Here is a 19,945-nt window from a genome sequence, read left to right on the forward strand (position 1 = left end):
GCCTTCTCAGGGCAGGATTAGCGACTATGAACCGATGCAGGCATGACATCGTCAGGTATCGGGCACACATAGGCTTTGCCGCTGGTCTTTTCCCGCCACTCGGCCGTCGCGGCTGCCAGAAGGCCGGATGACGACATCAATGCGAGCCCCGTTGTCGCAAGCGTCTTGGCCGCATGCGCCATGGCTTTGTGCGCGGCCGGGCTTTTTCCCTGCGCGACGACCTGCCAGGTATGGGGATTGGTGCCGATCGCCCAGGCTGGTGCCCAGCATTGCGCGGTCGGCGTCACCCAGCTGACATCGCCGACATCGGTCGATCCGGCCCGGAAATGCGATTGTCCCTCGAAATCGCGCAGGCCGGTGTGCAGGGGCGCCGAGCCATCGACCTTGGCGTTGGAGAACACATCGCCCTTGATCTGATAGAGGCGGATGCTGCTCCTGATCGCTTCGGGTGTGAAGGTATCCTGGATTTTGCTCGCGAAGGCGATGTCGGCCTCGTCAAAGGCTATCGGCCCGAGGGCGACCATGTTCTCGTGCATCGCCGTTTCAAGTGTGATGTTGGGAAGAAGGTTCGTCGAGGCGGTGTCGAACACGATCTCGACCTCTGTTTCGGTCATCATCGCCGCACCTCGTGCAACCTTCTCGACCCGCCCGGCAAGCTCAAGCGCCTGCGGCATGTCAGGCGCCCTGATCAGATAGAGAACCTCGGCGCTGGCCTGCACCACATTGGCGGCCCTGCCGCCGGTGTCGGTGATCGCGTAGTGAACGCGACAATCCTGCGGCATGTGTTCACGCAGGAAGTTGACGCCGACATTCATCAGTTCGACCGCATCGAGCGCCGAGCGGCCGAGATGGGCGCTGTTGGCCGCATGTGCTGCGACACCCCTGAAGCGATAGTAATATTCGAGAACTGCAAGATTGTTCGTCGAGCGAACACCGTTGAACGGAGCCGGATGCCAGGTCAGGGCAGCATCGACGTCATCGAACGCGCCGGCACGAACCATGAAGGTCTTGCCGGAACCGCCCTCCTCTCCCGGGCAGCCATAATAGCGCACTGTTCCGGGCAGGTTGTTCTCCTTGAGGTGGCGGGCAAGCGCAACCGCCGCCATCAGCGATCCGACGCCAAGCAGATTGTGCCCGCAGCCGTGACCGGTCGCTCCCGCCGCCTCGGGAAGAGGCTCGGCTAGGTCGGCGGTCTGGCTCATTCCGGCCAGGGCATCGAATTCTCCGAGGAAAGCAATCACCGGCTTGCCGCTGCCGGATTCGCCGATGAAGGCCGTTTCCATGCCTGCGACGCCGCGGCGCACGGCAAAGCCGTTTTCCTCGAGTGTCCTTGCCAGCAATTGCGACGAGCGCCGCTCCTCGAACTTCAACTCTGCGAAGTCCCAGATGCTGTCGCTGAGGGCAGTATAGTCCGGCTTGATCTTTTCGATCGTCGCGGCAATGGAGCTGATCGCGTCAAGATTCATGGTATTCCTCGCTGTCTGCCCTGCCGCCACAGGGATGTGTTGCACCGGACCCGGCAGGACTGCCTGCCGGATCTCCTGTTGACTGTCGAAGTGGGATGGCGGCGCCCGAACTATCGGGCGCGGCGATTGAGGATCAGTTGTCGAGCGAAACTTCCCAAAGACGGGCATTCGATTGCCAGACGGGCTGGCCCTTCAGCTTCTTGGTCGCGCCCCAGACATCCACCATGTCATAGAGGAAGATGCCCGGCATTTCCTTGAGCATCAGCGTGTGAAACTCGTCGAAGATCGCTTGACGCTTCGTCTGGTCGGCCTCCGCATAGGCGGCCTTCATCAACTCGACAGCCTTTGGATCATCCCACATCAAGGACGCATTCTTGTCCTTGTTGCCGACATAGAAGCCGTACATCAGCGCCGGATCGAGCCGCGGCGCGACCGATTGCGAGATGATCTGGTAGTTGCCGGACCGGCGGCGATCGACCTGCGTCGCATAGTCGAGCACCTCGATCTGCACATTGAGACCTGCCTGCTGCATCATGGCCTGCGCCATCACCGCGGCCGGGAAGCTTGGCACGTTGCTGCGCTTGTTGGCGATGATGGTAATCGGCTCGCCCTTATAGCCGGCCGCCGCAAGCTCTTTCTTCGCGGCCTCGATGTCGTAGGGCAGACGCTCCTTCTGGACATCGTCGAAATAGAGCGAGTCTTGCGAAACCATCGAACCGTTGGCTGCGCCGGTGCCATTGGAGGCGGCCTCGACGAGCTGGTCGAGATCGAGCGCCATCGCCATGGCGCGGCGCACGCCGGGATTGCTCAGAACCTTGTCGCGCGTCTGGATGTAGAAGAGGTTTTTGCCGTTGTTGCGAGCCACGATCAGTTGCATCGCGTCGCTCGTCTTGAATTCGGGAATGAGATCCGGCGAAATCTCCGCGGTATCGAGCACGCCGGACTGAAGGCCGGCCTTTACGGTCGAAGCATCGGGAATGACCATGAACTTGATGCCATCGACGAGAGGGCGTTTGGAGCCGACCATGCCGTCGGGCTTGCCGTCATTCTCTGGCGAGACATAATCGTCGAACTTGGCGAGATGGATATACTCGCCCTTTTTCCATTCATCCCATTTGAAGGGGCCGGTGCCGATCGGCTTGACGAAATTTCCGTCTGCGCCGACCGATTCCGGGGAAATGATCCCGGTGTAACCGCATTCGGGGCGCGACATCAGGCCAAGGAAAACCGCGGATGGCTTTTCCAGCGTGATGGTGACGGTCGACGCATCGACTGCCTTGACCCCCGTAACATGCACGCTGCCGCTGCCGTCGAAGTCAGGAAGGCAGGTCCATTTCGTTTCGGGCTTGAGATAGCGGTTCCAGTTCCAAACGACGTCATCGGCGGTCAATGTCTTGCCGTTGTGGAATTTGACGTCGTCACGCAGTTTGAAGCTGTAGGTCAGCCCATCCGCCGAGACTTCGAAGCTCTTTGCCAGCAGCGGCTTGACCTCGCCGTTGTTGGCATAGCCGACGAGCCCTTCGACGATATGCAGGATGACGCCATCGGTATTGCCGTCGCGATTGACGCCTGGATTGTTGCTGCGCAGATCGGAACTTTGAGCCACGACGATGTCGCGGGCGTGGATCACGCCGGTCATCGCCATCAACATGGTACCTGCAAGAAGAAGCTTGTGCATTGTTCTACCCTCTTTTTATGATCGTCAGGATTGGAGTTCATCCCAGCAGGCGCGTGAAAGCCTGCCGATGGTCTCAAGTGCGACCGTGTAGCCGGGGGTGCCGTCCGGCATCTCCTGCGGCACGTCGTCGGTATAGGCGGCGATGATGTAGAAGGGGGAACCGTCGCGATAGACGATACCGGCATTCATGCGGCCGCGCTTTCCCGTTCCGCCCTTGTGGGCGACGAGCACACCGAAGGGCAGCCTGGAGGGAATGGCATAACGCAGGATCTGGTTCTTCAGGGTCTGAAGCGCGTAAGCGCTGAGCGCCTGCGAGCAGCCGAGCCGGTCCGCGGCTTCCCGCGAATCCTGCGCATCCAGGATGGTCTGCAGCAGATAGACCTGATCCCGCGCCGTCGTCGTGGTGACGGCTTTCAATGAGTGATCGGGCGACAGCGCCAAGGGAGGGATGAGGAAGCGATGGTTGGTGCCCGTCATGCCGATCGACTTGCAATAGCTGTCGACCTCATCGAGCGTCAGCCTTTCGAAGACCATCTTGGTGCAGACATTGTCGCTCAGCACCATCATGCCGGTGATGGCATCGCGCAGCGATATGACGATACCGGGCGTCAGATAGCGGAACATCCCGCTCGCCACTTCCTCGGCGAAACGCTTTTCGTAGGTGATCTGTTCGTCCAGGTCCAGGCGGCCCTCATGGGCGGCCTTCAAGGCGGCCATCATGATCGAGGTCTTTCGGGTGCTGGCGGAAGGGGTTTCCTCGTCCGCGCCTCTGCCGATCGTTTCACCTGTGCCAAGCGCACGCACCATGAAACGCGTGACGAAAGGCTGGGCATCGCAGATCGCGTTCAATCGCTCGCCGAGCTTTGCGGATTCAATCATCGTCGTCATGTCAGTTCTCCAGGCGCCATTTGAGGATCACGCCGCCCTGAGCATTGTGGTCCAGAGCGGGGATGGCCGAGAGAAGCCTTTGCGTATAGGCCTCCTTCGGTCTGTCGAAAACCGTATCGCGGTCGCCCTCCTCGATGATCCGGCCGTCCTGCATGACGACGACGCGATCGGCCACCTGTTCGACCACGCCGAGATCATGGCTGATGAACAGGCAGGAAAAGCCGTAGCGTTTTTGCAGATCGGACAGGAGTTCGAGCACCTGCGCCCTGACCGTCACGTCGAGCGCCGATACCGGTTCGTCGGCGATCAGGAATTTCGGCCGGCGCGCAATGGCGCGGGCAATCGCCACGCGCTGCCGCTGGCCGCCCGAAAGCTCATGCGGGTAGCGCCCGGCATAGTCGGACCCAAGACCGACTTCCTCCAGCGTCTCCAGGGCGCGCTTGCGCTTAGTCATGGCGTCGAGATCGGGAACGAGCCGCAGCGCTTCTTCCACGAGCGCGAGGATGGTCATGCGCGGATCGAGCGAGGAATAAGGATCTTGAAACACCATCTGGCAATTCAGCCGATAGTCCATCCAGTCTGCGTCGCGGCTGCGTCCCTTGAACCGGATATCGCCTTCGCTCTCGCGGACCAGTCCGGCAATGGTGCGGCCGAGCGTGGTCTTGCCGGAACCCGAACCGCCGACCAGCGCCACGACTTCGCCCTCGTGGATATCGATGCTGACGCCATGCAGCGCCCGTTTCGGCGTTGCCTTCTTCATCAGCGACCGCCGGCCCGGATAGTCGACGACGATATCGCGCGCAGAGACCATCGGCGCTCTGGTCTTGTCGATCGTCCGCGTCTCTCCGCGAAACGGCAGGGAGGAAAGCAGTTTCTTCGTATAGGCACGCTGCGGTGCGTCGAGCAGATCGGCGGTGCGTCCTTCTTCGACGATCACGCCCTTTTCCATCACGACGATGCGGTTCGTGTAGCGGGCAACCATCGGCAGATCGTGACTGATCAGCAGCACGGCGGTGCCTTCCGCCTGCGTCAGCTCCACCATCAATTCCATGACATCGCGCTGGATCACGGCATCGAGCGCGGTCGTCGGCTCGTCGGCGATCAAGAGCGCCGGTTTCAGCAGCATCACCGATGCCAGCATGATGCGCTGGCGCATGCCGCCTGAGAATTCATGCGGATAGGACGTGAGCGCCCCGGCGGGGTCGCGGATCCCGACCCGGTTCAGCATGTCGAGGATCCGGCTGCGTCGTTCCTCCTTCGAAAGTTTCGTATGCAGTTGCAACCCTTCTTCGAGTTGACGGCCGACGGTCATCGAGGGATTGAGCGAGGTCATCGGCTCCTGGAAGACGACACCGATTTCCGCACCACGCAACTGGCGCAATTGCGCGCCGTTCATGGAAAGCACGTCGCGTCCCTTGTAGGCAATGGAGCCGCCGATCACCCTGATGGGTGCCGGTAGCAGCGAGATCAGGGCGCGTGTTGCCAGCGTCTTGCCCGATCCGCTTTCTCCGACGATGCCGAAGATTTCGCCCGGCGCGATGTTGAAGCTGACGTCCTTGACGACCTGCACACCGGTCCCAGTGACCTGAAGCGACAGGTTGCGGACATTCAAAAGCGTTCTATTGGTCATTTCAGCCCCCTCATCCGCGGATCAAGCTTGTCCCGAAGAGCGTCGCCCAGAAGATTGATGCCGAGAAGCGTCAGGGCGATCGCCAGGCCCGGGAACAGACCCAGCCAGACAGCCTGCTCGATGAATGGTCGCCCGGCAGCCAGCATGTTGCCCCAGGTTGGCGCCGGTGGCGGGACGCCGAGACCGAGAAAGCTGAGCGCGCTTTCCGAAAGGATCGCCCAACCGAACATCGAGGTCGCCAGCACGGTGATTGGGGCGATGCAATTGGGGAGGATATGGCGGAACATGGTGTAGAGCTCGCCATTGCCCATCACCTTGGAGGCCTCGATGAATTCCCGCTCGCGCAGCGACAGGACGGCACCCCGGACAACGCGGGCCATCGAGGGAGAATAGGCAATGCCCAGCGCGAAGATGATGCCATATTGGTTGGCGCCGAAGACGGCGAGCAATCCAAGCGCCAGAAGGATGCCCGGAAAGGCGAGAAGCGCATTGTTGACGGCCATAATGACGGCATCGATCCAACCGCGGGCGTAACCGCTGACGAGACCGATCAGCGTGCCGCAGACCGTCGCGAATGTGACCGTCAAGGTGCCGATCCAGACGCTCGCCCGGGCGCCGACGATCAGGCGGCTGAGCACGTCGCGGCCGAATTCATCGGTTCCGAGCCAGTGGGCGCTGCTTGGTGCCGCCAGCCGTGCGGTGAAGCCGAGCTTCATCGGATCATAGGGGGTCCAGAAAAGGCCGATCGCAGCGGAGATCAGCAATGCGGCAATCAGAATGCTGCCGATGAAGCCGTTGAAGGTGACGTTTTTCATTCGGCGACTACCCGCGGATCGAACAAGGGATAGAGCAGGTCGACGACCAAATTGACCAACACATAGGAAAGCGAGACGAACAGCAGGCAACCCTGGATCACGGGGTAATCGCGGGCAAAAATACTGTCGACCATCAGTCGCCCGAGCCCCGGAATGGTGAAGACAGTTTCGATGACGGCAATGCCGCCGAGCAGATTGCCGAGGATCAGACCGATGACTGTCCAGGTCGGGCCGAAGGCATTCTTGAAGGCGTGCCGCCAGAGGACGGCCCTCTCGGAAAGCCCCTTGGCCCGGGCGTGGGTGATATAGTCGAGACGCAGCACTTCCAGCGTCGAGGCGCGTGCCATGCGGATCAACACACCCATCTCGTGAATGACCAGGGTCATGATCGGCAGCACGAGGTAAAGCAGGCCGCCGGTAACGTTGCTGCCGATCGAGACATAGCCGAGGACCGGTAGCCAGCTGAGTTTCAGGCCGAAGAAAAGCAGGAGCAGGAGGCCGAGCCAGAATGTCGGGATCGACAGCAGGATCGTGGCCGTGCCGACGAGCGCCAGGTCCGTCAGACTGTTCTGCCGCCAGGCGGCGATGACACCGGCCGGCACGGCGATGAGGCTCGCCAGAAGGACGGCGATGACGACGACTTCGGCGCTGACCAGAAAGCGTGATGCGACGAGCGGCAGAACCGGCTCGTCGTTGACGATCGAGCGGCCGAAATCACCCTGGACGACATTGGCGGTCCAGATCAGGAACTGTTCCGGCAGCGATTTGTCGAGGCCGAGTTCCGAGCGCATCGCCGCGATCTGACCCGGCTCAGCCATATCACCCAGCATCAATGCCGCCGGATCGCCGGGTATGAAGCGGATCAGCGTGAAGACCGTCACCGAAACGAGGACGATCGTCGGCAATGCCATCAACAGGCGGTTTAGAACGAATTTCAGCATTTTTGTTCCCCGCGATGGGTAACGGACAGTGCCCCGCGCCATCGGTTTCGTTGCCGCAGACTATGATCGAATGAGGAAATATCCGCAATATTATGCGATTCTGTCATAAGTCTATGCGGAATACGACCGCAACCAAAGCGGCTGCGCTGGAATAGGGATGCAGGCTAAATATTTAATTTCAAATGTCTTTTTGCGATAGCTTAATCTGTCGCTTTAAGGCGTCGCTAAGAGCATGGGCGGCAATCGAGAGTGGCGTTCCGACCGCCCTCGCCAATCCGAACTCCTGGGTCGCGCGTGGCACGAAACGACGGTGAACCACCGGCAGGTGGCGATAGAGATTCGCATAAAAGCTGCTGATGATCGTGACCCCAAGGCCATGCGCGACATAGGAACAGGCGGAACTGTTGGTATGCGTCTCGATTTTGACGATCTGCTTGATGCCGGCCCGCCGGAAAGTCTGGTCGAGCGCCATGCGGTTCGGCCGTTGGCGGCCAATCAGAATGAGGGGCACGTCGCGCAAATTTCTGACCGTGATTTCCTCCAGTTTCGCAAGAGGATGATCCTTCGGAACGACGCAGACGCTTTCGCCGGTTGCGACCCGCTCGACCTCGATGCCCGGTCCGCTCTCGCCCTCCATGCGCAGAAAGCCGAAGTCGATCACCCTCTGCTCGACGAGCTTGTTGATGGCGGTCGTCGTCTCGAAGAAGGTTTCGATCCGCACACCGGGGAAATCGCCGATGTAATCGGCCAGCATTGCCGGCGCGAAATGCTCCCACATGCTGCTCGGCAAGCCGACGCGGACGATCTCCGGGCCGGCAGCGCCGCTTCTTAAGTCCTCCGCGTGGCCCGACATCCGATCGACCGCCAGCAAGATGTTCTCGGCATCGCGGGCGAGAAGCAGGGCCTCGGGGGTGGGGATGAGACGGCCTTTGTCGCGCACGAAAAGCGACATCGAAAGGTCCGCCTCGAGCTGCTGGAGAAGGCGGCTGACGCCGGACTGACTGAGGCCCATCGTCTTTGCCGTGGCAATCGTCGACCCTGTCGCCAAAAGCGTGCGCAGGACTTCCAGTTGCTTGATATTCATGCGTTTGCGACCCCCCGGTACCGTTCAGGCGCCGTCATCATACCCAGTCCGAAATGCTTTGAAGGAAGAGGCTGGCGGCCTTGGGCATCGGAAATTTCTCTCCGCTGATCAGCGCGTAAGCAACCGGCAGTTCCGGTTCGAGCGGAATGAACTGCAGCGGCAGCGTCGCATATTCGCGGGCGATGATCTCGCCGACCAGTGCAATGCCGAGCCCCTGTGCAGCCAGCGCGCAGGCACTCGCGACCGAATGCGCCTCGAGCAGGGGGCGTTGACGGATGCCGGATTTGTAGAACAATGCCTCAAGCTCATGGCGAACCGGTCGCTCCCTGTTCAGCATGATCAGATCCTGCCCCTTCAGGTCGCCGACCGACAATTGGCGGCTGCCGGCCTTGGGATGATCGTTGTGCAGGGCGCAAATGACCCGCGACGACAGGATCTTCTCCTGTTTCAATCCCGAGCTCATCAGCGGCAGACGCGCGAAGCCGAGATCGGCCTCGCCGTCAGCCACCATCCGTTCAATTGCCAGATAGCTGCCGGATGCGACTTCGACGCGCATCGGTCCATTCGCTGCGAGAAAGTTCTTCACCAGCTTCGGAATGCGCGTCGAGGAAAGACTGGAGGGAAAGGCGAGCCGCAGCATGATCTCGCGCGATCGACCGCTCTCGAGTTCCATCGCCGCCGTTTTCAAGGCGCGTAGCCGGTCGGAAATGGCACGGATTTCCGGGCCGAGCTGCAGCCCCTCGCGGGTCGGTTGAAGCCGGTTCTTTTCCCGGTCGAAAAGCCGGACGCCGAGATAGTCTTCCAGTTGCTGCAACAGGCGACTGGCGTTCGATTGCGAGATCCCAAGCTCGACGGAAGCGGCGATCGTCGAGCCCGTCGCGGCGATCGCGTCATAGGCCTCGATATGCTTCAGGCTGATCGCCGCACTCGTGTGTCGCGCCATTCTATCTCCAACGTCGATAGCCCTACCCGCAAACCGCATAAGATTGCGGAGCTGCGGAAAGTTGAACATTTTCCGCTGAGAACCAAACTCACGGAAAGACTTTCGTCAATGGCCACCATTCTCCGGAAGATCGCGGAACAGCTCCTGTCGCGAACGACGTTCTCAAACCTCGCGATGGACCGGGCAAGAGATGCTGCGGTGGACACCATCGGCTGCATGATTGCAGGCAGGGGCGATGACAGCGTTGCCGCACTCACCCGTGCCTTCGACGGGGAAATCGCCGGAGGCGGGCAAGCGCGGCTCGTCACCGGCGGCTCCGCCTCGCCCTCTTTCGCCGCACTCATCAACGCAACGGCGGCTCATGCGCTCGATTTCGATGACAATTTCCATCCGGCAAGGGCTCATGCTTCCGCGGTGCTGGTGCCGGCGCTGCTGGCGGTTCTGACGCGCGGCAAGGCCACAAGCGGAAGACGGTTTCTCGAGGCCTACCTGGCCGGGCTGGAAGCGCAAGCGGCGGTCGGCTTTGGCGTCAATCCCTCTCACTACAACAGGGGCTGGCACGCAACGGCGACGGTCGGCAGCATCGGGGCCGCGGCTGGCGTAGCACGGCTTCTCGGCGCCGACGAAAACGGCTTAGTCGCGGCGATGAGCCTGGCGACGAGCTTCGCCTGCGGCCCGAAAGGGCAATTCGGCACGACCGCCAAACCGCTTCACGCCGGCATTGCCGCGCGCAATGCCGTGGACGCGGCACGCATGGCGTTGGTGGGCATGAGCGGGCGGCCGGATATCCTCGAACGGCCGCAAGGCTTCGTCGATCTTTTCGGGGGCGATGACGCCAAGGGCTGGGACGGCCTGACATTCGAGGCGGAGCACATCATCGAAAGCCGGGGCGTGGTGACCAAGCGCCATCCCTGCTGCGCCTCCACCCATCGCGCCATCGACGCGCTTCTGGATCTGAAGCAGGAGCATGGGCTTTTGGCGGACGACATTGCCAGGATCGAGACGAAAGTCGGCATATCCGCTGCCCGTAACCTCGCCTATCCCGAGCCCACCGACGAGATGCAGGCACGCTTCTCGATGCAATATTGCCTGGCGACAGCTTTCCTCAAAGGCTCCCTTAGCCTTTCGGACTTTACACGGCAGGAGATTGGGCGAGCGGAAATCCGGGAATTAGTGCCGCGCATCGACATGCAGTCCTATTCGGCTGATGAGGAAAAAGGCGTGGAGCGCCTCCCGCATGTCGTCACGGTGACGATGCGCGACGGGCGCATTTTGAACAAGTCCCGCTTGCATGCGAAGGGATCGCTCGAAGCGCCGATGAGCGTCCATGAACGCGAAGTCAAATTCATGGACTGCTTGCGCTGGGGAAATCGGAATGTGTCCGGCGCCGCTTTCCTGCGGCTTCGCGGGCTTGCCGATTTGGAAAACCTGTCCGGCGACGATCCCTTCTGGAGCCTGATCACAGACCGTCAGTCGCCTTGACAAGCCGCGGGACGGAAAAGCGGCGGGGAATGGCTCCCCGCCGCGGCTCGTTCAAGTCCGGTTTCTCAGGCGAGGTATTTCGTAAACCAGTCGACCGTTCGCTGCCAGGCGAGCTTGGCTGCCGCCTCATCGTAGCGGGGCGTGGAATCATTGTGAAAGCCGTGGTTGACCTCAGGATAGACGTAGGCCTCGAATGTTTTTCCCGATGACTTCAGCGCAGCTTCGTAGGCCGGCCAGCCCTCGTTGATGCCCTTGTCCAGTCCGGCATAATGGAGAAGCAACGGGGCCTTGATCTTCGGCACGTCTTCGGCGCGCGGCTGCCTGCCATAGAAGGGCACGGCTGCGGCAAGCTCCGGATAGGCGACCGCCGCAGCGTTGGCAACGCCGCCGCCATAGCAGAAGCCGGTGATACCGACCTTGCCGGTGGTGAGATCGCTGTGCATCAAAAATTCGACCGCCGCGAAGAAGTCGTTCATCAGCTTCTCCGGGTCGACCTTCTGCTGCAGTTCCCGCCCCTTTTCGTCGTTGCCGGGATAGCCTCCGACCGAGGTGAGGCCATCCGGCGCAAGTGTAATGAAACCTGCCTTCGCCACGCGACGCGCCACATCCTCGATATAGGGGTTCAGGCCCCTATTCTCGTGAACGACCACCACGGCCGCGACTTTGCCGGTCGCGTTTTTAGGGCGGACGAGATAGCCACGGACATCGCCATTTCCCTTTGGCGAGGGATAGGTGATGTATTCGGCTGAGATATCGGGATCGGTGAACTCGACCTGGGTCGCCAGCGCATAGTCAGGGCTCAGCGATGAAAGAATGGCAGCTGCGGTCAGTCCGCCGACAGCGAATTTGCCGGCCCGGTCGAGAAACTCGCGCTTGGTAATTCTCCCGTGCGCGTAATAATCGTAGAGTTCGAGAAGTTCCTGAGGGAAATCCTTGGCTGTCATACGTGTCATGATGGCTCCTCCTTGCCTCCGGGTTGTCGCGCCCATCCTACACACGTAAACTCGCGGCTCTTTTCAACATTTCGCGAGTTCCGCGTGAGCTTTGCCGGGGCGATCGCTGGCTGTGCCAACAGTCGCTGAATTCGCTGCCCCGGCGTTAAGTGATGCGCACACGTCCCTTGTGGAATCTGCGTCCGGCCGGTGACAGCCAGCAATCGACCGCCGGCTATCGATCTATGAAAATTAATTTCATGCTTGCGCTTCGATGCCCGTTTTCTATTGACGCCCCCCGATTTTTGTCCCAACTTAAAGAAAATAAATTACTAAATGGGAACTTGATCGGCATGAAAGTGGGAATCATCGGGCTAGGATTCCGGCTCGGCTATCTCGGCTATGTTTTCAAGGCAATCGATAGCAGCTTCGACATTGTCGGCTATGTGGATCCGGAACCCGCCGGACTTCCGGGATTGACGGAAAAGGGAATTTCAGTCGGCAAGGCCTATGGTTCGCCGGAGGAGCTCCTTGCCTCTGAAAAGCTCGATCTGCTGATGATCGGCTCCCCCAACCACCTGCATCTCGACCATATCAGGCTCGGACTTCAAGCCGGTCTCAAGGTCTTCTGCGAAAAGCCGATCGTCACGACGATCGCCGAAAGCATCGAACTTGCCCATCTGATGGCAAAATTCGGCCATGAGCGACTGATGGTCGGTCTCGTCTTGCGCTATTCTCCTCTTTATAAGGATCTTCGCGCCATCCAGGCCGAGGGCAAGCTTGGTCAGATCGTGTCGATCGAGGCTTCCGAACATATCGAGCCTTATCACGGCGCTTTCTTCATGCGCGACTGGCGCCGCTATGAGCGCTATTCAGGCAGCTTCATGCTGGAGAAATGCTGCCACGACCTCGATCTCTATAATGGCGTCGCCGGCGCACGGCCGGAGCGCGTCGCAAGTTTCGGCGGCCGCAAGAGCTTCATTCCGGCAAACGACCCGGCGCGCGAGGGCATCAACGACCTCGAGCTCTTCCACCGCAAGCCGAGCGGATGGATGGGATCGGACAAGGTGTTCGACAGCGATGCCGATATCATCGACTATCAGGTCGCGATCGTCGAATATGCCAATGGCGTCGGCATGAACTTTCACACCAATCTCAATGTGCCCGACCAATTCCGCCGTTTTGCCATCATGGGTTCGCGGGGCATGGCCGAAGGCGATTTCGTTCGTGGCTATCTCGACGTTCACGAACAGCTGACCGGCAACAAGGTGCTCGAAAACAAATATGCCGCCACCGAGCTCTCTCAGCACTACGGCGCCGATGAGCAGATGGCGAGCGACCTGCTTGAAAGCGTGCGCACCGGGCTCGAACTTCCTGTTTCCACCCTGAATGCGCTCGAAGCCGGCATCCTCGCCTTGGCGATGGACGAAGCGAGGATGAAGAAAGCGGTCGTCGATCTCAGACCCGTCTGGGACCGCTTCGACGAAGCCCTTCACGCGAGAGCGGCTTGAGGAGGGCGGCAAGATGAGTGTTCAAAGAAGCACCTTCATCTTCGCTTGCGTCCTTCTTCTTCCGGCTGTGCTCTATGTCCTGGCGATCGTCGCCTATCCGCTGGTCGATACCTTCATTCTCTCCTTCACCGACGCGTCCCTCAGGAAGACCACCAATTGGGTCGGCTGGGCCAATTACGAGAAGATCTTCAACGAGCGGTTTGCCGAAGTCATCATCCGCACCTTCATCTGGACCTTCTTCTCGGTCGCCCTGAAAATGGTGATCGGCACCTTCGGGGCGACCATGCTGAATGCCGCGGTCCCCGGCCGCTCGTTGTTTCGGCTTTTGACCATGCCGCCATGGATCGTGCCGATGGCCATCGGCATCTTTATGTGGGGCTGGATGTATAATGGCCAGTTCGGGATGATATCGGGCATGCTGCAGCGCTTCGGTCTCGTCGACGGCCCCGTCGCCTTCCTCGCCTATGGAAACACCGCCTTCTGGGCAACGATCATCACCGACGTGTGGATCGGCGTGCCGCTGGTGACGATCTACTTCCTGGCGGCGATCCAATCCATTCCGAAGGATCTCTACGAGGCCGCCTGGACCGACGGCGCCGGCCGCTGGTACCGCTTCCGCCGCATCACGCTGCCGCTGATGGTGCCGGCGATCATCACCATGTCGATGCTGTCGCTGATCGCCACCTTCAACTCGTTCGACATCATCTGGATCCTGACGCAGGGCGGACCGAGCGGCGAGACGACGACGATGATCATCGATACCTATCAGACCGCGATCGGCTCGAAGAAATACGGTGAAGGTGCAGCGCGCGCCGTTTTGATCTGCATCTTCCTGTCGCTGTTCTGCTTCGCCTATTTCCGCGTCACCCGCCGCCTCAACCCGGAGAAGCGCGCATGAGCAATGCAGCCATGATCGACCGTTACCGTTGGTGGGAAATCATCCTGATCTATTGCGGCATCGCGCTATTTCTTTTCTTCGTGCTGTCGCCCTTCGTCGAAGGTTTCCTGGTTTCGCTGAAGCCGCTCAGCCAGCTTTTCTCTTCGCCCTACCGTTTCTGGCCGGAGAACGGCTCGTTTGAAGCCTATCGGACGATGTGGATCAGCGTGCCGGGCTTCGGACGTTATATCTTCAACTCGTTCTTCATCTCGATCATCGTCACGCTGATCGTGCTCTGCCTCGTCATTCCGGCGGCTTATGCCTTTGCGAAGTTCGAATTCAGGGGCATGGGCATTCTGCTCGGCGCCTTCCTGACGGTAAACATGTTCTCCGGCGCCGTGCTGTTGATCCCGCTCTTCCGGCTGATGCGCAGCATCGGCGTGCTCAACACCTATCTCGCCATGATCGTGCCGGGCGTCGCCTTCCTGATCCCCTCGGCGATCTGGCTGCTGCGAACCTACATGATCCGTATTCCGCAGGAACTCAACGAAGCGGCCTACATGGATGGCGCCAGCCACTTCTACACGCTGCGCCGGGTCATCCTGCCCATTGCGATGCCGGGGATCATCGTCGTCGCCATCACCACCTTCATCGGCGCCTACGCCCAGCAATTCATCTTCGCGCTGACGTTCAACTCGAAGACCGAATACATGCCCTTGCCGGTGGGGCTCTTTGCTTACTTCGGCAAGCAGGAGGTCATCTGGAACGAACTGATGGCGGCTTCCTTCGTCGGTATTGCGCCGGCGATGGTCGTCATCTTCTTCCTTCAGCGCTACCTTGTCGGCGGGCTGACCGCCGGTGCGGTGAAACAATAAGACCAAAAAACGAGTGAACAGCTAACACAAGAATGGGAGTCACGACGTGAGCATATCAATCAAGACAGGCCTTATGGCGCTCGCCCTGCTCGGTTCGACGGCACTGACGGCCGTCACTGCCCAGGCGGCCGACAAGGAAATCAGCTGGATCTATTGCGGCGACACGATCGACCCGGTCCACACCAAATATATCAAGCAGTGGGAAGAAAAGAACACGGGCTGGAAGATTGCCCCTGAGGTCGTCGGATGGGCACAGTGCCAGGACAAGGCAACGACGCTCGCTGCCGCCGGTACGCCGGTGGCGATGGCCTATGTCGGCTCGCGCACGCTGAAGGAATTCGCGCAGAACGACCTTATCGTTCCTGTGCCGATGACGGACGACGAGAAGAAGACCTACTATCCGAACATCGTCAACACCGTGACCTTCGAGGGCTCACAGTGGGGCGTTCCGATCGCCTTCTCTACCAAGGCGCTCTACTGGAACAAGGATCTCTTCAAGCAGGCCGGCCTCGATCCCGAGACGCCGCCGAAGACCTGGGCTGAAGAAATCGAGATGGCAAAGACCATCAAGGAAAAGACCGGCATTCCGGGCTTCGGTCTCTCCGCCAAGACCTTCGACAACACGATGCACCAGTTCATGCATTGGGTTTACACCAACAACGGCACGGTGATCGATGCCGACGGCAAAGTTACGCTCGACAGCCCGCAGATACTCGCCGCGCTAAAGGCCTACAAGGATATCGTCCCCTACTCCGAAGAAGGCCCGACGGCCTACGAGCAGAACGAAGTCCGCGCCATCTTCCTCGACGGCAAGGTGGCGATGATCCAGGCAGGATCGGGTGCAGCCGACCGCCTGAAGGCGACGAAGATCAGCTGGGGCATCACGACGCTGCCGCTCGGTCCCGACGCCAAGGGCCCCGGCACGCTGCTGATCACCGACAGCCTGGCGATCTTCAAGGGTTCGGGGGTCGAGGACAAGGCGACGGAATTCGCCAAGTTCATCACCTCGCCCGATGTGCAGTCCGAATACGAATTGCAGGGCGGCGCCGGCCTCACCCCGCTGCGGCCTTCTGCAAAGGTCGATGAATTCGTCGCCAAGGATCCCCATTGGAAGCCGCTCATCGACGGCATCAGCTACGGTGGTCCCGAGCCGCTCTTCACCGACTACAAGGGCTTCCAGAACTCGATGATCGAGATGGTACAGTCCGTGGTGACGGGCAAGGCCGAGCCGGAGGCTGCTCTCAAGAAGGCTGCCGGCGAAGTCGAGGCGTTCAAGTAAGCCCATTGGGCTCTTCGGGATCGCGGGAGACCATCCGCGATCCCTTCTCTGATGATCGAATGTGCGACGGCCGCCAGCGGAGACAGATTTTTGGGACAGCTCCTTCTCAACAAAGTTCAGAAGTTCTATGGCGACTACGAAGTTCTGAAGGGCGTGCAGCTCGATGTGAAGAACGGCGAGTTCGTCGTCTTCGTCGGTCCGTCCGGCTGCGGCAAATCCACCTTGCTGCGCATGATCGCCGGTCTCGACGCGACGAGCGCGGGCGACATCGTCATCGATGGTATCAGGGTCAATGATCTGCCGCCGGTCAAGCGCGGCATTGCCATGGTGTTCCAGTCCTACGCGCTTTATCCGCACATGACTGTTTTCGAGAACATTGCCTTTCCGCTTCGCGTCGAAAGGATGGAGGAGGAAAAGCTCAAGGCCAAGGTGGAAAACGCGGCGCGCATCCTTCACCTCGAACAGCGGCTGCAGCAGAAACCCGGCATGTTATCCGGCGGCCAGCGCCAACGCGTCGCGATCGGCCGCGCGATCGTGCGCGAACCGAAGATATTCCTGTTCGACGAGCCGCTGTCCAACCTCGACGCAGCACTTCGCGCCGACATGCGCATCGAGCTTGCCAAGCTGCATAGGCAGTTGAAGGCGACGATGATCTATGTGACGCACGACCAGGTCGAGGCCATGACGATGGCCGATCGTATCGTCGTGCTGGATTCCGGCGATATCTCCCAGACGGGGGCGCCGCTGGAGCTCTATCACAAGCCCGCAAATCAGTTTGTTGCCGGCTTCATCGGCAATCCGAAAATGAATTTTCTGCCCGTAATCTGCAAGGGCGTCAGCGCCAATGGTGTCGAAGTTGATTATCAGGGTCAGACAGCCGTTCTGCCCGTGACGCCGCGTGACGGTATGGTCGGCAAGGCTTTGACGCTCGGCATCCGGCCGGAACATATCCAGCTTGGCGGCGGCGATATCGTCTTTACCGTGACGCCGACGGTCATCGAGCGCCTTGGAGCAAATACGGTCGCTTACGCTTCGCTCAATGGAGAGTCCGAGAATTTCTGTGCCATGCTGCCAGGAAGCGTCGGCATCCGTGCGGACGCGCCGGTTGCAACCGGCATCAATGCCGCAGATTGCCATCTCTTCGACGAGGCGGGCATAGCCTTTGAGCGGCGGGTTGAACTGACCGAAATCGATATGAACGTGATCAACCCGACGGCGGCGTGAACCGGCGGCCAGGTCGGCGTTTTTCCTACCGGGGGCGGCACCGGATAGGGGCCAAACGACGCCCTAAGCAATTTTGGCTGCTCGCCGGTAGGGTTCGGGGTGATTTTCACCCCACGAACGTCGTTGGACAATCTCCTGCAGATGGCAGAGGCCGGCCTATTTGAAGTCATGCAAGACTCGGGCTGATTGACGCGTTTTGTGGAGCGTCTGAAGAAGCCGGGCACTGCGATCCAGACCGCCGTTCTCGCACAGCGCATATCCGTTGATCAAGTCCTCGAACGCGTCGGGATTGTGCCCACCCGCTGTCACATCTCCGGCAGGCCGGCCTTTCGGAAGCCGTCAACAAAGTGGTCTTGTACAGATGCATCGCGCAGCGGCTGGGAGCTGAGCCAATGGCCGATCGTGAAATGAGGGTGGGCGATCAGGAACAATTCTGCTTCTCGCCGCGCCTCCTCACGGTGGCCCAACTGCACAAGCGTAGCAGCCAGGAATTTGCGTGAGTTGGTACGATACGTGTCTTTCCTGCGGAGCGTAGCGGCTGCCGCCTCATAGTCATGCGCGGCGTATTGCGCCTGCCCAAGATGACAAAGATACCAGCAGGCTGGGTAGGGATTGAGCCGCAGAGCTTTTTCAATCTGCGCCAGTCCGTCGGCAACCCTGCCGTCCAGCACGGACATGTCCGACATGGCGGCCCAGGTGTCGGCGTGGTTGGGGTCCAGCTCCAGGGCCTTGGCGAAGGCGGCCTCCGATTCCTCCCATCGCCGCTCATAAGCCAAAATGGTCCCCAGAACGTAACGGCAGCCGGCATCGTTGGGATCCAGGCCGACCGCCTTCTGCGCGAACGTCGCCGCCATCCGACGATTAGGATCTTCGGGCTCGCCGAAATGAGTCCAGGCAAGCCAACGGTTATAGGCGAGCAGACCGAGCGCCTCGGCATATGATGGCTCGAGCTCAACCGCGCGTTGGAGCAGCATATAGGCCTCACGCTCAGTTTGCGGCGACTCTTCCGTCAGGAGGCGGGCGCGCACACACAGATCGTACGCCTCAAAGTTCTTCGGCCGATTGCGCGGCGTCGGGATGGTCAGCCGGCCGACGAGGGCTTCAACAATCTTGGCGTTAACTTCATCCTGTAGTTCGAAAACATCTTCCACCGTCCTGTCAAACCGGTCGGCCCACAAGTGCTGGCCGGCAAGCGTGTCGACCAATTGGGCATTGATGCGGACACGGCCCATTGCGCGTCTGGCGCTCCCCTCGAGGACATAGCGGACGCCGAGTTCCTGGGCGACCAGCCGTACGTCGACCGGTTTGCCCTTGTAGACGTACACGGAATTGCGCGCGATGACGAACAGACCAGCCGTACGGGAAAGGTCGGTGATCAGGTCTTCAGTCAAGCCGTCGACGAAAGGCGCGTCCGCATCATCCCCACTCATATTCGTGAACGGCAATACAGCAATCGAGGGACATTCGGGCAGCGGCAATATGCTCTGCAGCGCATCCGGCCAATGCCACACGTGGACCGGGCGAGTCAGGTTCTTCAGGTAGCGTTCGCCTGCATCAAAGAACCGGTCGCTAATCTTGCCGACGATCTCGCCGTGAACATTGGCTGAAATGCAGATACCTCCCGGTGCGGCCTGCGTCTGGAGGCGCGCCGCGACATTGACGTCGTCGCCGAGGACGTCTGAACCGTCGTCAATGACATCTCCCAGATTGACGCCTACACGCAAAAGCAGGCGCCGGTCTCCGGAAGCTTCAACAGCAGTGGTGGCCCGTTGCATTTCCAACGCTGCTGCGACCGCGTCCACTGCGCTACCGAATTCGATTAGGAACCCGTCGCCCATGACCTTGAAGATGCGACCGTGGTTGCGCATCACAGCCGGCTCGATAACGCCGGAACGGAGTTCCCTGAGGGTCGCCAGCGTTGCGACCTCATCAGCCTCCATCAGGCGTGAGTATCCCACCACATCGGCAACGACGATGGCGGCAAGGCGACGCTGAATAGATTGATCCGTCATGTGAGGACAAGCCTAACGACCGAATTAGCAAGTTATTGTTCAACCGCGGGTGAGTCAACAAGTGGTAAAGAGGTAATGCCCAGGCGATCTCCACCTCCATCGAGCCGTCATCCTTCTTTGTGACCGACGGCGTCGAGGTGGACGACACGGAAATGAGTATCCACGGAAAGCGGATGGTTCTTGAACGTCTGGTGATGGGCGGCGAGCGGGGGCCTCGGCGGAAGTGCCCAGTTCTGTCCCGGGGAGCCCGAACTGCAACTGCGCTAAGTCTGCATTTCTGGCTAACTCTCCAGATGCGGCCAGTCTCC

Annotated in this window: 16 protein-coding genes; 6 read left to right on the forward strand and 10 right to left on the reverse strand. The window is 60.3% G+C overall.

Annotated features, from left to right (window positions below; translation table 11 throughout):
• Positions 1 to 17: 17 nt before the first annotated feature.
• From AC245Y_RS26720 to AC245Y_RS26755, 8 genes are all read right to left on the reverse strand, one after another.
• Positions 18 to 1,466 carry a M20 family metallopeptidase gene (locus tag AC245Y_RS26720; protein WP_026157664.1) on the reverse strand — a complete coding sequence of 483 codons (1,449 nt, stop codon included), beginning with the start codon at positions 1,464 to 1,466 and terminating at the stop codon, positions 18 to 20.
• A 133-nt stretch (positions 1,467 to 1,599) separates the two neighbouring features.
• On the reverse strand, positions 1,600 to 3,144 hold the full coding sequence (locus tag AC245Y_RS26725; RefSeq protein WP_017996948.1) for an ABC transporter substrate-binding protein: 1,545 nt from the start codon (positions 3,142 to 3,144) through the stop codon (positions 1,600 to 1,602).
• A gap of 24 nt (positions 3,145 to 3,168) precedes the next feature.
• On the reverse strand, positions 3,169 to 4,032 hold the full coding sequence (locus AC245Y_RS26730) for a serine hydrolase (protein WP_017996947.1): 864 nt from the start codon (positions 4,030 to 4,032) through the stop codon (positions 3,169 to 3,171).
• A 1-nt stretch (position 4,033) separates the two neighbouring features.
• Positions 4,034 to 5,662 carry an ABC transporter ATP-binding protein gene (locus AC245Y_RS26735; protein ID WP_017996946.1) on the reverse strand — a complete coding sequence of 543 codons (1,629 nt, stop codon included), beginning with the start codon at positions 5,660 to 5,662 and terminating at the stop codon, positions 4,034 to 4,036.
• Positions 5,659 to 6,477, reverse strand: a complete 819-nt coding sequence (locus AC245Y_RS26740) for an ABC transporter permease (protein ID WP_017992060.1) — start codon at positions 6,475 to 6,477, stop codon at positions 5,659 to 5,661. Before AC245Y_RS26740 ends, AC245Y_RS26735 begins: the two co-directional genes overlap by 4 nt.
• Positions 6,474 to 7,418 (reverse strand): ABC transporter permease, encoded by a 945-nt coding sequence (locus AC245Y_RS26745; RefSeq protein WP_017996945.1) that lies wholly within the window; start codon positions 7,416 to 7,418, stop codon positions 6,474 to 6,476. Before AC245Y_RS26745 ends, AC245Y_RS26740 begins: the two co-directional genes overlap by 4 nt.
• Positions 7,419 to 7,596: 178 nt before the next feature.
• On the reverse strand, positions 7,597 to 8,502 hold the full coding sequence (locus tag AC245Y_RS26750; protein ID WP_017996944.1) for a LysR family transcriptional regulator: 906 nt from the start codon (positions 8,500 to 8,502) through the stop codon (positions 7,597 to 7,599).
• Between the two features lie 37 nt (positions 8,503 to 8,539).
• Positions 8,540 to 9,514, reverse strand: coding sequence for a LysR family transcriptional regulator (locus tag AC245Y_RS26755; RefSeq protein ID WP_017996943.1), 975 nt, complete (start codon positions 9,512 to 9,514; stop codon positions 8,540 to 8,542).
• A gap of 39 nt (positions 9,515 to 9,553) precedes the next feature.
• Between AC245Y_RS26755 and AC245Y_RS26760 the strand changes: the two genes are divergently transcribed.
• The gene (locus AC245Y_RS26760; protein ID WP_017996942.1) at positions 9,554 to 10,927 is read left to right on the forward strand and encodes an MmgE/PrpD family protein; all 1,374 of its coding nucleotides are present in this window, start codon (positions 9,554 to 9,556) and stop codon (positions 10,925 to 10,927) included.
• A 65-nt stretch (positions 10,928 to 10,992) separates the two neighbouring features.
• Here the strand turns inward: AC245Y_RS26760 and yghX are convergent, their stop codons facing one another.
• Positions 10,993 to 11,880 (reverse strand): YghX family hydrolase, encoded by an 888-nt coding sequence (yghX, locus tag AC245Y_RS26765; RefSeq protein ID WP_017996941.1) that lies wholly within the window; start codon positions 11,878 to 11,880, stop codon positions 10,993 to 10,995.
• 332 nt (positions 11,881 to 12,212) lie between these two features.
• Here yghX and AC245Y_RS26770 point away from each other — a divergent pair, with 332 nt between their 5' ends.
• The 5 genes from AC245Y_RS26770 to AC245Y_RS26790 all read left to right on the forward strand — a co-directional run bounded on the left by AC245Y_RS26770 (position 12,213) and on the right by AC245Y_RS26790 (position 17,625).
• Entirely contained in the window at positions 12,213 to 13,370 is a 1,158-nt protein-coding gene (locus tag AC245Y_RS26770) for a Gfo/Idh/MocA family protein (RefSeq protein ID WP_026157663.1), read from the forward strand.
• A gap of 13 nt (positions 13,371 to 13,383) precedes the next feature.
• Positions 13,384 to 14,268, forward strand: coding sequence for a carbohydrate ABC transporter permease (locus tag AC245Y_RS26775; RefSeq protein ID WP_003553168.1), 885 nt, complete (start codon positions 13,384 to 13,386; stop codon positions 14,266 to 14,268).
• Entirely contained in the window at positions 14,265 to 15,122 is an 858-nt protein-coding gene (locus AC245Y_RS26780; RefSeq protein WP_003553169.1) for a carbohydrate ABC transporter permease, read from the forward strand. Before AC245Y_RS26775 ends, AC245Y_RS26780 begins: the two co-directional genes overlap by 4 nt.
• A gap of 73 nt (positions 15,123 to 15,195) precedes the next feature.
• On the forward strand, positions 15,196 to 16,401 hold the full coding sequence (locus AC245Y_RS26785; RefSeq protein ID WP_017996939.1) for an ABC transporter substrate-binding protein: 1,206 nt from the start codon (positions 15,196 to 15,198) through the stop codon (positions 16,399 to 16,401).
• 90 nt (positions 16,402 to 16,491) lie between these two features.
• Entirely contained in the window at positions 16,492 to 17,625 is a 1,134-nt protein-coding gene (locus tag AC245Y_RS26790; protein ID WP_012763210.1) for an ABC transporter ATP-binding protein, read from the forward strand.
• Positions 17,626 to 17,930: 305 nt separating this feature from the next.
• Here AC245Y_RS26790 and AC245Y_RS26795 read toward each other — a convergent pair whose 3' ends face one another.
• On the reverse strand, positions 17,931 to 19,637 hold the full coding sequence (locus tag AC245Y_RS26795) for an adenylate/guanylate cyclase domain-containing protein (RefSeq protein WP_017996937.1): 1,707 nt from the start codon (positions 19,635 to 19,637) through the stop codon (positions 17,931 to 17,933).
• Between the last annotated feature and the right edge of the window lie 308 nt (positions 19,638 to 19,945).

The sequence above is a fragment of the Rhizobium sp. SRDI943 genome, from assembly GCF_057653695.1.

Bases quoted from the DNA above. Each gene is read 5' to 3' on its own strand.
- AC245Y_RS26785 (WP_017996939.1), top strand. From the start codon at position 15,196: ATGGCGCTCGCCCTGCTCGGTTCGACGGCACTGACGGCCGTCACTGCC.
- AC245Y_RS26770 (WP_026157663.1), top strand. From the start codon at position 12,213: ATGAAAGTGGGAATCATCGGGCTAGGATTCCGGCTCGGCTATCTCGGC.
- AC245Y_RS26740 (WP_017992060.1), bottom strand. From the start codon at position 6,477: ATGAAAAACGTCACCTTCAACGGCTTCATCGGCAGCATTCTGATTGCC.
- AC245Y_RS26745 (WP_017996945.1), bottom strand. From the start codon at position 7,418: ATGCTGAAATTCGTTCTAAACCGCCTGTTGATGGCATTGCCGACGATC.
- AC245Y_RS26795 (WP_017996937.1), bottom strand. From the start codon at position 19,637: ATGACGGATCAATCTATTCAGCGTCGCCTTGCCGCCATCGTCGTTGCC.
- yghX (WP_017996941.1), bottom strand. From the start codon at position 11,880: ATGACACGTATGACAGCCAAGGATTTCCCTCAGGAACTTCTCGAACTC.
- AC245Y_RS26750 (WP_017996944.1), bottom strand. From the start codon at position 8,502: ATGAATATCAAGCAACTGGAAGTCCTGCGCACGCTTTTGGCGACAGGG.
- AC245Y_RS26730 (WP_017996947.1), bottom strand. From the start codon at position 4,032: ATGACGACGATGATTGAATCCGCAAAGCTCGGCGAGCGATTGAACGCG.
- AC245Y_RS26720 (WP_026157664.1), bottom strand. From the start codon at position 1,466: ATGAATCTTGACGCGATCAGCTCCATTGCCGCGACGATCGAAAAGATC.
- AC245Y_RS26775 (WP_003553168.1), top strand. From the start codon at position 13,384: ATGAGTGTTCAAAGAAGCACCTTCATCTTCGCTTGCGTCCTTCTTCTT.
- AC245Y_RS26725 (WP_017996948.1), bottom strand. From the start codon at position 3,144: ATGCACAAGCTTCTTCTTGCAGGTACCATGTTGATGGCGATGACCGGC.
- AC245Y_RS26780 (WP_003553169.1), top strand. From the start codon at position 14,265: ATGAGCAATGCAGCCATGATCGACCGTTACCGTTGGTGGGAAATCATC.
- AC245Y_RS26735 (WP_017996946.1), bottom strand. From the start codon at position 5,662: ATGACCAATAGAACGCTTTTGAATGTCCGCAACCTGTCGCTTCAGGTC.
- AC245Y_RS26755 (WP_017996943.1), bottom strand. From the start codon at position 9,514: ATGTTCAACTTTCCGCAGCTCCGCAATCTTATGCGGTTTGCGGGTAGG.
- AC245Y_RS26760 (WP_017996942.1), top strand. From the start codon at position 9,554: ATGGCCACCATTCTCCGGAAGATCGCGGAACAGCTCCTGTCGCGAACG.